Origin of the sequence: Phaeobacter gallaeciensis DSM 26640, from assembly GCF_000511385.1 — a bacterium.
GTDB classification, from domain to species: Bacteria; Pseudomonadota; Alphaproteobacteria; order Rhodobacterales; family Rhodobacteraceae; genus Phaeobacter; species Phaeobacter gallaeciensis.
Map to the genome: position 1 here is coordinate 608034 of NC_023137.1, position 13342 is coordinate 621375.

Consider the following 13342-nt stretch of genomic DNA (forward strand, 5'->3'; position numbering starts at 1 on the left):
GGTTGGACTGCGTGCGCCCGGCCGCGAGGCTAGACATGCGCAACCTCCATGCCATGTGCACCCCCCATCATGAGGCCAATTTCATCAACACTGAGACCCGCAGTTGGCCGCGGTGCGCTCAATCGGCCCTCGTTCAGGGCGGCGAAACTGTCGGCGATCTCCATCAGCTCATCCAGATCCTGACTGATGCAGATCACGGCGGTGCCCCCGGCGGCCAGATCCAGCAGCGACTGGCGGATCGCAGCAGCGGCGGCGGCATCCACACCCCAGGTTGGCTGGTTCACCACCAGAATTTCCGGGCGTTGTAGGACCTCGCGGCCAATGACGAATTTTTGCAGGTTGCCCCCGGACAGAGAGCGCGCGGCATTCTCTGGCCCCGGTGTGCGGACGTCAAATTCCTTGATGACCTTCTCCGCAAACGCCTGTGCCAGCCCCCATCTGAGGAATCCCCGGCTCGCCAGCCCCTCGCGGGTGGCGGCGGTCAGCATGGCATTTTCCGTCAGGCTCATATCCGGGGCTGCGGCATGACCCAGACGCTCCTCCGGGGCGGCCAGAATCCCCAACCGGCGGCGCGCCACAGGGCCAAGGTTGCCAATCGGGGCGCCATCCAGGGTGACCGCATCGGCTGCAGTTGTGGTCTCGCCCGATAGCACGCCCAAGAGTTCATCCTGACCGTTGCCCGCAACCCCGCCCACGCCGAGGATCTCTCCTTTGCGCACGGTCATATGCACGTTCTTCAACGCAGTTCCAAAGGCAGAGGGTGCAGGCACCGACAGCCCGCTGATATCCAGCGCTACCTCGCCAAGCGCGCGACCGGAGCGTTCCGGCGTCTGCAGCGCTGTGCCCACCATCATCTCTGCCATATCGCGGGCCGAGGTCTCGGAGGGCACGCATTCCCCCACATTTTTGCCCAGTCGCAGGATGGTGGCGTGATCACACAGCGTGCGGATCTCTTCCAGCTTGTGCGAGATATAGAGGATCGACGTGCCTTCGGACCGCAGCTTCTGCAGGGTCTGAAACAGGATCTCCACCTCCTGAGGGGTCAGCACCGATGTGGGCTCATCCATGATCAGCAACTTCGGGTCCTGCAACAGGCAACGGATGATCTCCACCCGCTGACGTTCGCCCGCAGAGAGGTCGCCCACCGTGCGATAGGGATCCAGCGGCAGGCCATAGGTTTCCGAGACCCGCCGGATCTGGCTGGCCAGATCACGCATCGCAGGCGGGTTTTCCATGCCAAGGGCGATGTTTTCCGCCACGTTCAGCGCGTCAAACAGCGAAAAATGCTGAAAGACCATGGCAATGCCATCGGCGCGGGCCTGACGCGGCTCGCTTGGGGTATAGGGCTCTCCCCGCAACAGCATGCTGCCGCTGTCGGGTTTCACCAGCCCGTAGATCATCTTGACCAGCGTCGATTTCCCGGCGCCGTTTTCGCCGAGCAGGGCGTGAACCTCTCCCGCGCCGATATCAAAGGAGACCGTATCATTGGCAACAACACCGGGATAGGCCTTCGTCAAACCTTGCAGGCTCAGGAGAGGTTGGGTCACGCGCGTCTGTCCTTCTTCAACTCGTCTGTGGCGCCCAGGCGCAAAAGCTCTGCCGCAACCCCCACCGCAATCATCTGCGGATGCTTGCCAAGGGCAGGATCGCCAATGGGGCAGGTCAGCCGGGCGATCTGATCCGGCCTGTGGCCCAGCTCTCTGAGCCGGGAGCGGAACCGCGCCCATTTGGTGGCCGATCCGATCACCCCGGCAAAGGCAAAGCCGCGCTGCAACAGGGCGTGGCATAGCGCCAGATCCAGTGCATGGGAATAGGTAAGCACCAAATGCTGCGCATTTTCAGGGGCATGGGGCACCAATGCCGCAGGCTCCGCTGCGGGCACGGTGGTGACATCGGTGGGGATATCAGAAGGGAAGCGTTCAGGCCCGGTATCGACCCAGGTGATATCCAGATTCGGCATCGGTGCCAGCACATCGACCAAGGCACGGCCCACATGGCCCGCCCCCCAGATCCACAGCGGGGTTTCGGGGTGATGTACAGGCTCCAGAAGCCAGCCATCGCTCAGCTGCGGATCGGGGCGTTGCCCCTGACTGCGGGCCAGCGCCAGTTTGCGCCGCAGGGCAAGCGGCGGTTCGCCCGTATCTGGTCTCAGTGCCCGCAGGATCACCTCATCATCCTGATGCTCCACATCCTCGGCACGGTAAATCTCGCTCCAAAGGGTCACCGACCCGCCGCAGCATTGCCCCAGATCGGGGCCAAGCGCGCGGGTGGTCTGCTGCCGCATCCGTCCCGTCGCAAGCTGGGCGCGTGCTGCCTCAGCCGCTTCATGCTCCAATGCGCCACCGCCGATTGTACCGGCCTGACCGTCTTTCCAGATCAGCATAGCCGTGCCGACCTCGCGGGGAGAGGAGCCGCGGATGGCGGCAATCACCACCCGCACCACCGGTCCATGGGCCGCGATCCGGTGGCGCAGATCTTGCAGATCAAACCCCATCGCTCAGGCCTCCGGCGCGACGCGGCGCACCGCCCGCCAGAGTTCTTCCGCCGTCGCGGGCGCATTCAGCGCTGGATAGCTGCCACCATAAGCCCCAACCGCATCGCTGAGCGCGAGCCAGGCCGAGATCCCCAGCATGAACGGCGGCTCACCCACCGCTTTGGAGCGATAGATGCTGTCCTCGCGGTTCTCGCCATTCCAAAGCGCGACATTGAACACATCCGGGCGGTCAGAACAGGCGGGGATCTTGTAGGTGGAGGGCGCATGGGTGCGCAGATTGCCGGTCTGATCCCAGACCAGTTCCTCTGTCGTGAGCCAGCCCGCGCCCTGCACATAAGCCCCTTCAACCTGCCCGATATCCAGCGCGGGGTTCAGCGAGGCACCCGCATCATGCAGCACATCGGCGCGCAGAATGCGGTTTTCGCCGGTCAGGCGATCAACAACAACCTCGGTGATCGCCGCACCATAGGCAAAGTAGAAAAACGGGCGCCCCTCGCCCTGAATGCGGTCCCATTCCAGTTTCGGGGTTTTGTAATACCCGGTAGACGACAGGCTGATGCGGCCCGTGTAGCATTCCATAGCCGCGGCCTCAAAGCTCAGCTCTTCGCTGCCGATGATGACGCGATCGTCCTCAAACCGCACGGCCGCGGCTGGCTGCTGATAGCGCTCGGCCAGATAGGTCGCCATCCGGTCGCGGATGGTGTCGCAGGCGGCCTTCACCGCCATGCCATTGAGGTCGGTGCCGGAGGAGGCTGCCGTGGCCGAGGTATTTGGCACCTTGGCCGTGTCGGTGGCAGTGATCTTTACCTTGTCCAGCGAGATGCCAAAGCGGCTGGCCGCCACCTGTGCCACCTTCTGAAACAGGCCCTGACCCATTTCGGTGCCACCGTGGTTCAGATGGACCGAGCCATCCTGATAGACATGCACCAGCGCACCGGCCTGATTGAGATGGGTGAGGGTGAAGGAGATGCCGAATTTCACCGGCGAAAACGCGATACCGCGCTTGAGACGGTCACTATCAGCGTTCCACTTGGCGATCTCCGCCTTGCGGGTTGCATAGTCTGATGTGTCCAGCAGCTCTGCGGTCAGCTCGTGCAGGATGAAGTCCTCTACCGGCATATGGTAGGGGGTTGTCTGCACATCTAAGGCGGATGTGGTGACCTCGGCCGGGTCTGCCGTGGCACCGCGAGAGGCGAGATCGCCTGCCGCATCCGACGCGGGCGCAGAGCTGTCGTGGGGCGTGCCCCGTGGCGCAGTAGGGGACTGCATCGGTGCGTAGTAGTTGCGCTGGCGCAGCGCGACCGGGTCCAGCCCCAGCGCGTGGGCAGCATGGTCCATCAGCCGTTCGATGCCCACCATGCCCTGCGGGCCGCCAAAACCGCGATAGGCGGTGGCGCTTTGGCGGTTGGTTTTCAGCCGGTGGCTTTCGATACGAATTGCAGGGATCAGATAGGCGTTGTCGCTGTGCAGCATGGCGCGATCTGCCACCGGCAGCGACAGATCCTGTGCCCAGCCGCAATCGACCAGATGGGTGAACTCAATCCCCTGAATGCGCCCCTCGGCGTCAAAGCCCGCGCGATAGGAAATGCGGAAGGCATGACGCTTGCCGGTGATGGTCATGTCGTCATCGCGGTCATAGCGCATCTTGCAGGTGCGACCGGTGGTGCGGGCGGCGATGGCGCAGGCGACAGCCAGAGCGTTGCCCTGGCTTTCCTTGCCACCAAAGCCACCGCCCATACGGCGGGTCTCAACCCGGACGGCGTGCATCGGCAGACCGATGGCCTCGGCCACTTTGTGCTGGATTTCGGTGGGGTGCTGGGTCGAGGAGTTGACCAGCATGCCGCCGTCTTCCTGCGGCTGGGCCATGGCGGCCTGACCTTCTAGATAGAAATGTTCCTGCCCGCCGATCTCAAATGTATCCTCAACCACATGCGCGGCAGAGGCGATGGCGCTGTCTGCGTCACCTTTGGTGTAGATGCGGGGGCCGTCTTCAAACCGGCTGTCTGCGGCCAGAGCGTCCTCCAGCGTCAGGAGGGCGGGGCGTTCGGCGTAGCTGATCTTGCCCTTGCGCGCGGCCATCCGCGCGGCGCGGTGCGATTTTGCCACCACGAGAAACACCGGCTGGCCGATATAATGCACAGCACCCTTGGCCAAGAGCGGCTCATCATGGGCTGAGGGAGACACATCATTGTCAAAGGGCAGATCGTCAGCGGTCAGCACTGCAACCACACCGTCGCTTTGGCGGACGGCTTCCAGCTCTAGTGCGGTAACATCACCATGGGCCACGGTGGAGAGGCCAAAGGCCAGATGCAGCGTGTCACGCGGTGCCGGAATATCATCGACATAGCGCGCCTGACCGGTCACATGCAGACGCGCCGCATCATGGGGCAGGGGTTTTGCAACAGCCATCACTTCACCTCCAGCACATGGGTCGGTGCGCTCGTCTGACCCAGATCCTCAAAATAGCGGGTGAGCATATTGGCCGCCGTCTCCAGCCGGTAATCGGCAGAGGCGCGCATGTCGCTCATCGGGGTGAAGTCGCGGGCAAATTCGCCCCGCGCGGTGGCGAGTGTTGCTGCCGACATGACTTGGCCGACCAGCGCGGCTTCCACATGGCTGGCGCGTTTCGGGACGCCGGCCATGCCGCCAAAGGCGATGCGCGCAGCGGTGATCTGGCCGTTTTTCACGGTCAGGTTGAACGCCCCCAGAACGGCAGAGATATCCTGATCGAACCGTTTGGAGAGCTTGTAGACGCGTAAGCCGTCACTTTGATCCGTTGGAAGTGCAGGCAGTGTGATCGCCTCGACAAATTCGCCGGGCTGGCGGTCCTGCTTGCCATAATCGATAAAGAAATCCTCAAGCGGCAGGCTGCGGCGGCTGTCACCCTTGCGCAGGTGCAGTGTCGCGCCAAGAGCGATCAGGGCTGGCGGATTGTCTCCGATGGGGGAGCCATTGGCGATATTGCCGCCAATGGTGGCGGCGGCGCGCACCTGCTGGCTGGCAAAGCGGCGCAGCATTTCGCCATAAGACGGGTGGCGCGCAGCGAGCGCGCTGCGCAGGCGGTTCATATCCACCATCGCGCCGATGCGCAGGCTGCCGTCGGGCTGTTCGGTGATGTCTTTCAGATCCTCGCAGCCATCAAGGAAGATCACATCAGAGAGGTCGCGCAGCTGTTTGGTCACCCAGAGGCCAACATCCGTGGCGCCCGCAATCAGCGTCGCCTCGGGCCGCGCGGCATAGGCGGCAGCCAGTTGGTCGGCGGAGGTGGGGCGCAGAGACGTGGCATCACCGTCTGTTTCCGGCAGGCTGATCGCGTCTTCGCTGTGGAGCCAGTCGGGGATCGGTGCCACAGCGGCAGCCTCAGCGGCGCGGATGATCGGGGCATAGCCGGTGCAGCGGCAGAGATTGCCTGCCAGCTGGTCGTCGTGATCCTGCGCGCCATTTTTATGGGCGGTCACCATCGACATGATAAAGCCCGGCGTGCAGAAACCGCATTGGCTGCCGTGGTGGGTGATCATCGCCTCTTGGACGGGATGCAGTTGACCATCGGGGCCAGCGGCCCCTTCGACGGTGCGAATGGATTTGCCGTGCAGTTGGGGCAGGAACAGGATGCAGGCGTTGAGCGGCTTGGCGCCGTGGTCATCGGTGACCATCACAGTGCAGGCGCCGCAGTCGCCCTCGTTACAGCCTTCCTTGGTGCCGGTGAGGCCGCGATCCTCGCGCAGCCAGTCCAGCAATGTCGCCGTCGGAGAGACCTCCGTCAGCGCGACCTCTTCACCGTTCAGCCGAAAGGTGATTGTCATGTCAGAAACCCGTCGCGTTACTCTGGTTTTCCCTTGGTGCCATCCCTTCGATGCGACGTAGAAGACATGGCGGGCCTTGGTAGCTCTGTTGCCGATAGCCTAGAAAGCAGGCTGTTGTTCTGGCAAGGAAAAGTGACTCTGCCATGGAGCGGGGCGAACGCGCAAGATCCTTGCGGTGTGCCGGAGTATGCCGTTATTTTTGAAGGGTTTAATGCCGGATTGTCGCAGGGTTTCGGGCGGATCTTGATAAGACTTTCAAAGAAAGCGGAATAATAAGCGCCCAATTTTGCGGCAATTGAAAAAGTCTGCCCGGCGCCGGAAGTTGGTTACCCGAGTGTGGAAGCGCTTTAACCTTGGTGGTGCTGGCGGTAGCTTGGCGGCATGACAAATGCTCCCCGATTCATTCATCTTCGCACCCATACCGAATATTCGCTCTTGGAAGGCGCGCTGCGGCTGAAGAAGCTGCCGGATCTCTGCAAAAAACACGAGATGCCCGCGATTGCGGTGACCGACACCAACAACCTGTTTGCCGCACTGGAATTTTCCGTTGGGGCCAGCGGGGCCGGGGTGCAGCCGATCATGGGCTGTCAGGTGGATCTGCGGTTTACTGAACCTGCCCCCGGAGAACGGCCGAAACCGCCCGCTCCGCTGGTGCTGCTGGCGCAGAGCGAGACCGGGTATGAGCATCTGATGAAGCTGAATTCCTGCCTATATATGCGCGAAGGCAGTGAGCTGGCGCATGTAACGCTGGAGGAGCTTGCGGCGCATTCTGAAGATGTGATCTGCCTCAGCGGCGGACCGGATGGGCCGGTGGGGCGGCTGTTGCAGATGGGGCAGCGTCCGGCGGCTGAGGCATTGATGCAGCGGCTGAAAGAGATGTTCCCGGATCGTCTGTATGTGGAGTTGCAGCGTCATCCTGGTGAGCATGGCCAACCGGAAGCGGAGCAGGCGACCGAGCGTGGCCACGTGGAAATGGCCTATGCGATGGATCTGCCGCTGGTTGCCACCAATGACGTCTATTTCCCGAATACAGAAATGTATGAGGCACACGACGCGATGATCTGCATCGCCGAGGGCGCCTATGTCGATCAGGCCGAACCACGGCGGCGTCTGACCGCGCAGCATTACTTCAAGAGCCAGGAAGAGATGGTGGCGCTGTTTGCCGACCTGCCCGAGGCGATTGAGAACACGGTGGAGATCGCCAAGCGCTGTGCCTTCATGGCGTACCGCCGCGACCCGATCCTGCCGAAGTTCGCCGATGATGAGGTCGCCGAGCTGCGCCGCATCGCCAACGAAGGCCTGCAGCAGCGGCTGGCGGTGATCCCCCATGCGGTGAGCGTCGAGGAATATCAGGAACGGCTCGATTTCGAGTTGGGCATCATCGAGGGGATGGGCTTCCCGGGCTACTTCCTGATCGTTGCCGACTTTATCCAATGGGCTAAGGATCATGACATTCCGGTGGGACCGGGGCGGGGTTCCGGTGCGGGTTCCCTCGTGGCCTATGCGCTGACCATCACCGACCTTGACCCGCTGCGTTACTCCCTGCTGTTCGAGCGTTTCCTCAACCCGGAACGGGTGTCGATGCCCGACTTCGACATCGACTTCTGCATGGACCGCCGCGAGGAGGTGATCAAATACGTGCAGGAGAAGTATGGCCGTGACAAAGTTGGCCAGATCATCACCTTTGGCGCGCTGTTGTCCAAGGCGGCGGTGCGCGACATGGGGCGGGTTTTGCAGATGCCTTATGGCCAGGTGGACCGGCTCTCGAAGCTGATCCCGGTTGAGGGCGTGAAGCCGATGTCTATCGTGGACTCCCTAAAGGAAGAGCCGCGCTTGCGTGAGGAAGCCGAGAACGAAGAGGTTGTCGACCGGCTGCTGAAATACGGCATGCAGGTTGAGGGGCTGTTGCGCTCTGCGGGCACCCACGCGGCGGGGGTGGTGATCGGTGATCGGTCGCTGGATGCGCTGGTGCCGCTTTATCGCGATCCGCGCTCGGATATGCCCGCGACCCAGTTCAACATGAAATGGGTGGAGCAGGCGGGGCTGGTGAAGTTCGACTTCCTCGGCCTCAAGACGCTGACCGTGATCCAGAACGCGATGGATCTGATTTTCCAGTCGGGCCGTGACCTGCATGTGGCCGCCGATGGCACCCAGCTTTATGATCCGCCGGAGGGGGCAGAGAACCAGATCAACGCCATTCCGCTGGACGACAAGGTCACCTATGACCTCTACTCGCGGGCTAAGACGGTGGCGGTGTTCCAGGTGGAATCCACCGGTATGATGGATGCGCTGAAGCGTATGAAACCCACCTGTATCGAGGATATCGTGGCGCTGGTGGCCCTCTATCGTCCCGGTCCGATGGAAAACATCCCGGTCTATTGCGAGGTGAAGAACGGCCTGCGCGAGATTACCTCTGTGCATCCACTGATCGACCATATCCTTGAGGAAACTCAAGGTATTATCGTTTATCAGGAACAGGTGATGCAGATCGCCCAGGTGATGGCGAATTACACGCTGGGCGGCGCGGATCTGTTGCGTCGCGCCATGGGTAAGAAGATCAAAGAGGCGATGGACGCCGAGCGCCCGAAGTTTGAAAAAGGTGCGGCGGAAAATGGCGTTCCGGCCAAGAAGGCCTCGGAAGTGTTCGACCTTCTGGAGAAATTCGCCAACTACGGCTTCAACAAATCCCACGCGGCGGCCTATGCGGTGGTCAGCTACCAGACCGGCTGGCTGAAGGCGAACCACCCGGTGGAATTCATGGCGGGCGTCATGAACTGCGATATCCATCTGACGGATAAGCTGGCGATCTACTTCGAAGAGGTCAAAAAAGGCCTGCGCCTGCCTTATGTGCCGCCCTGTGTGAACCGCTCCGAGGCAACATTCAATGTGGTCAAAGGCGAGCTGGTTTATGCGCTGGGCGCGCTGAAAAACGTTGGCGTCGAGGCAATGCGGCTGGTGACGGCGGCGCGGCGGGAGAGCGGTGAGGACAAACCCTTTGCCACGCTGTTTGATTTTGCCCGCCGGGTGGATTTGAAAAAGGTCGGCAAACGCCCCTTGGAAATGCTGGCACGGGCCGGTGGGTTTGACCAGCTGGACCCCAACCGCCGTCGGGTGTTTGATAGCCTCGGCGCGCTGGTGGACTATTCGTCCGCCGTACATGATCAGCGCAATTCCAGTCAGGTGTCATTGTTTGGTGAGGCCGGGGAGGATCTGCCGGAGCCGCGTCTGCCCGGCACGCCGGACTGGCTACCTGCTGAGCGGCTCTCCGAGGAGTTCAAGGCGATCGGCTTCTACCTCTCGGGCCATCCGCTGGACGACTATATGCCTGCATTGAAACGCAAGGATGTGATGACGCTGGACGAGGTGACAGCCAAGGCGGAGCGCGGGCCGTTCATGGCTAAGATGGCTGGTGTTGTCGCCGGTCGGCAGGAGCGCAAATCAGCACGCGGCAACCGCTTTGCCTTTGCCCAGCTGTCGGACACCAGTGGCGGGTATGAGGTCACGCTGTTTTCCGAAGTGCTGGAGAAGTCACGCGAATTTCTGGAAACCGGCGCCAAGGTGGTGATCACTGCCGAGGCCACAATGGAAAGCGATCAGCTGAAACTGCTGGTGCGGTCCGTCGGGCCCGTGGATGCGGCGATCGCCGATGCTGGGCGCAGTTCGCTGCGGGTCTATGTCTCGGACGCGAAGGCCGTAGCGACTGTGGCGCAGGTGCTTGAGGATGCGAAGAAAGCCGCCCGCAACGCCGCGCGCGGGGAGGTCTATATGTACCTGCAGGATCCCGGCCTGCCTGGGGATGTTGAGATGGATCTGGGCCAGCCCTTCCCCATCAACCCCCAGATCAAAGGCGCGCTGAAATCACTGGACGGCGTGATGGATGTGGAGGAGATTTGAGGGTGTAGACCTTCGCTTGCTCCGCTGACAGGCCGGGTGCGGCCCTCAATACCGAGACGGATCATTTGCGCGACCCTTGCCCATCCCATCTACGCGAAAGCGTCTGACCCTAAGGACCCATTGCCGTGATTGACCATCCAGACCTCACCCTGCGGGTTGCAGATATGGCGGATGCGTCCAGCCTGGCGGCGCTGTCGCTGGAGGTCTGGGTCGGGACCTATTTGCGTGAGGGGGTGAGCGGGTTCTTTGCCGACTATGTGCTGGCGGAGCTGACGGCAACGCGGTTTGCAGCGCATCTGGCCAACCCGCAGGAGCATTTTATTGTCTCGCAAAACAGGGTTGGCATTGATGGCTATATCCGCATCAGTCGCGGGAGTCCGGGGCCGGCCCCGGGCTGTTCGGACGTGGAGATCACCACGCTTTATGTGCAGCCGCGCCACCATGGGCGGGGAATCGGGACTGCCTTGTTGCGCGCGGCGTTGGCCCATTGCGCGGAGGCGGGTGTGGCGCGGGTCTGGCTGGCCAGCAATGCCGAAAATACGCCGGCCAAGGCGTTCTACCTGTCACAGGGTTTTGAGCGCATCGGCGAGACGCAGTTTGTGATCAACGATCAGTCGTATCTGAATGACGTCTTCGCGCGCAATTGCCAGGACTGAACAGCGTTCTCAGAGCGCAGTGTTGAAAACGGAATTGGTGTCCAGAAGATATTGCGAGATCACCGGGCCGCTGGCGGCGCCGATGGCGCGGGCGTTGGGGCCGATGGCGCCGCATTCGATGCGGGGCAGGATCAGACCGCGGGCGTCGAGAGCTGCCAAAGCGGTGCGGGTGCGGTCAACCAGTGCCGCGCGGATGCTGTCTGGCAGGGCACCGTCGATCAGCACCGCTTCGAAATCAATCACTGCGCAGGTTGCGAGGCTGGCGCGGGCGATGGCGTCGGCGGCCTGATCCAACCAGGGGGTGACCTCGGCGTCCAGCCCGGACCAATGCATTGGCAGTTGCCAGAGCTGGCCGGGATCCTTGCCTGCATCGCGCAGGTGTTGCTCGAGGAGATGGATGGAGGCAAGATCGAGAAGCTTGGCCTCCCGTCCGTCAGGACCGAGCATCGACAGGGAGCCAAGCGCGCCGGCATTGCCTTGATTGCCCTCCAGCACCCGGTGGTTCAGCACTACGCCGCCACCGATGAAGGCCCCGACGAAGAAATAGGCATAGTCGCGGTAGGCCTTGCCCCGCCCATACATATGTTCGGCGCGGCAGGCGGCAGTGGCGTCATTGACTACATGCACGGGCAGGGCGCTGAAGTGAGAAATTTCAGATGGGAAATCAACCGTCTGCCAGTCGGCTAGTGCCTCTGCGGGGGCGTTGATTTGGGCATGCCAGGTCCAGAGCTGGAAGGGGGCGGCGACGCCGATGCCGCAGATGCGGGGGTGCAACTCTGACGGCAGTGCAGCCTCGATCTGGCGTATGCTGTCGCGCAGGAAGTCAAAGACCACCGCGGGCGTCGGATAGGGGTAGCGCAGCCTGAGTTGCTGGCGGACTGCACCACAGACATCCATCAGCAGCACCTCGACGCTGCGACGTCCAATCTTCAGCCCGTAGGAGAACAGCCCATCCGGGTTGAGACCCATGGGCACCGACGGCTTGCCAACCCGGCCGCGCTGGGTTTCGCCACGCATTAGCAGCCCATCGGTTTCGAGTTTGCGCAGGATGACGGAGACAGTCTGCGGCGACAGGCCGGTGCCGCGGGCCAACGCGCTGCCCGGCATCGCCCCGTTGCGCTGCAGGAGAGACAGGATCAGCCGTTCGTTGAAGACGCGGACACCGGTCTGATTGACACCGCCGCTCAGGGATCTGGCTTGCTCTTGTTCCATGCGGCGGACCCTAATCACGCTTCGAGGTCTAAGGAAAGTGCGGACATCGATTTAATAAGTCAAGTTGATTTACTTATTGACAGAAAGGTCAGAATCACGGCCCTCTATGGGCGACACGACGGCTGGCCCGTCCTGTTTTTGTTTGTGCGTTATGATGCTGAGGGAGGACATCATGAAGAAATTGCTATTGGGAACCGCGCTTGGATTTGCGGCCATGTCTGGCAGCGCCTTTGCGGCGGAGGGCGTCACGGCCTGCCTGATTACCAAGACCGACACCAATCCGTTTTTCGTCAAGATGAAAGAGGGCGCCGAGGCCAAGGCGGCAGAGCTGGGCATGACGCTCAAGAGCTTTGCCGGGAAGGTGGATGGCGACCATGAAACCCAGGTGGCGGCGATTGAGACCTGTATCGCCGATGGGGCCAAGGGTATTCTGCTGACCGCCTCCGACACCTCGTCAATTGTACCGGCGGTGCAGCAGGCGCGCGACGCTGGTCTGGTGGTGATTGCTCTGGATACCCCGCTGGAGCCGATTGACTCTGCTGATGCGACCTTTGCCACCGATAATTTCCTGGCCGGTGAGCTGATTGGCAAATGGGCGGCGGCGAGCCTGGGCGATGAGGCGGCCAATGCGAAGATCGCCATGCTGGATCTGGCGGTGAGCCAGCCCACCGTGGGCGTGCTGCGCGATCAGGGGTTCTTGCAGGGCTTTGGCATTGATCTGGGCGACCCAAATAAATGGGGCGACGAGACGGATCCGCGCATTGTCGGCAATGACATCACCGCAGGCAATGAAGAAGGTGGCCGTCGCGCGATGGAGAACCTTCTGGCCAAGGATCCGATGATCAACGTGGTTTACACCATCAATGAACCTGCTGCGGCTGGCGCATATGAGGCGCTGAAATCCATCGGGCGTGAGAATGATGTGTTGATTGTCTCTGTCGATGGCGGCTGCCCTGGTGTGCAGAACATCAAGGATGGCGTCATTGGGGCGACCTCGCAGCAATATCCGCTGCTGATGGCCTCCAAGGGGATCGAGGCGATCAGCGCCTGGGCCAGTACTGGAGAAAAACCAGCACCGACACCGGGCAAGGCGTTCTTTGATACCGGTGTGGCACTGGTGACCGATAAGCCCGCAGAAGGTGTCGACAGTATCGACACTGCTGAAGGGACCAATCTCTGCTGGGGTTGATCCCACAGACCTCATAGAGGCAGGCCGAACAGAACTTGAGCAGCGTCATCGGACGCTGACCACCAAGTCGAGCCATGGGGGCGGTGGAAACATC

The 13342-nt window shown here is 61.9% G+C and carries 8 protein-coding genes; 3 read left to right on the plus strand and 5 right to left on the minus strand.

The features are described 5' to 3' along the window. Positions 1-29 precede the first annotated feature (29 nt). Genes GAL_RS02975 through xdhA form a run of 4 tightly spaced genes read right to left on the minus strand, consistent with a single transcriptional unit; the run spans position 30 to position 6297 of the window. Entirely contained in the window at positions 30-1547 is a 1518-nt protein-coding gene (locus tag GAL_RS02975) for an ABC transporter ATP-binding protein (protein ID WP_024096108.1), read from the minus strand. Next, a complete protein-coding gene (gene xdhC / locus GAL_RS02980; protein WP_024096109.1) occupies positions 1544-2494 on the minus strand; it encodes a xanthine dehydrogenase accessory protein XdhC in 951 nt (316 codons plus the stop codon). Before xdhC ends, GAL_RS02975 begins: the two co-directional genes overlap by 4 nt. A gap of 3 nt (positions 2495-2497) precedes the next feature. Next, the gene (gene xdhB, locus GAL_RS02985) at positions 2498-4903 is read right to left on the minus strand and encodes a xanthine dehydrogenase molybdopterin binding subunit (protein ID WP_024096110.1); all 2406 of its coding nucleotides are present in this window, start codon (positions 4901-4903) and stop codon (positions 2498-2500) included. After that, a complete protein-coding gene (xdhA, locus tag GAL_RS02990) occupies positions 4903-6297 on the minus strand; it encodes a xanthine dehydrogenase small subunit (protein WP_024096111.1) in 1395 nt (464 codons plus the stop codon). Before xdhA ends, xdhB begins: the two co-directional genes overlap by 1 nt. A gap of 381 nt (positions 6298-6678) precedes the next feature. Between xdhA and dnaE the strand changes: the two genes are divergently transcribed. Then, positions 6679-10191 (plus strand): DNA polymerase III subunit alpha, encoded by a 3513-nt coding sequence (gene dnaE, locus GAL_RS02995; protein WP_024096112.1) that lies wholly within the window; start codon positions 6679-6681, stop codon positions 10189-10191. Positions 10192-10316: 125 nt separating this feature from the next. After that, positions 10317-10847, plus strand: a complete 531-nt coding sequence (locus tag GAL_RS03000) for a GNAT family N-acetyltransferase (protein WP_024096113.1) — start codon at positions 10317-10319, stop codon at positions 10845-10847. Positions 10848-10856: 9 nt separating this feature from the next. Here the strand turns inward: GAL_RS03000 and GAL_RS03005 are convergent, their stop codons facing one another. Further along, entirely contained in the window at positions 10857-12059 is a 1203-nt protein-coding gene (locus GAL_RS03005) for an ROK family transcriptional regulator (protein WP_024096114.1), read from the minus strand. Positions 12060-12231: 172 nt separating this feature from the next. On the opposite strand from GAL_RS03005, the gene GAL_RS03010 reads away from it, so the two are divergent. Beyond that, positions 12232-13248: a sugar ABC transporter substrate-binding protein gene (locus GAL_RS03010; protein WP_024096115.1), complete on the plus strand. Its 1017-nt coding sequence runs from the start codon at positions 12232-12234 to the stop codon at positions 13246-13248. Positions 13249-13342: the final 94 nt, after the last annotated feature.

Coding starts and splice junctions, on each gene's coding strand:
- xdhC (WP_024096109.1), bottom strand. CDS start 2,494: ATGGGGTTTGATCTGCAAGATCTGCGCCACCGGATCGCGGCCCATGGA.
- xdhB (WP_024096110.1), bottom strand. CDS start 4,903: ATGGCTGTTGCAAAACCCCTGCCCCATGATGCGGCGCGTCTGCATGTG.
- xdhA (WP_024096111.1), bottom strand. CDS start 6,297: ATGACAATCACCTTTCGGCTGAACGGTGAAGAGGTCGCGCTGACGGAG.
- dnaE (WP_024096112.1), top strand. CDS start 6,679: ATGACAAATGCTCCCCGATTCATTCATCTTCGCACCCATACCGAATAT.
- GAL_RS03005 (WP_024096114.1), bottom strand. CDS start 12,059: ATGGAACAAGAGCAAGCCAGATCCCTGAGCGGCGGTGTCAATCAGACC.
- GAL_RS03010 (WP_024096115.1), top strand. CDS start 12,232: ATGAAGAAATTGCTATTGGGAACCGCGCTTGGATTTGCGGCCATGTCT.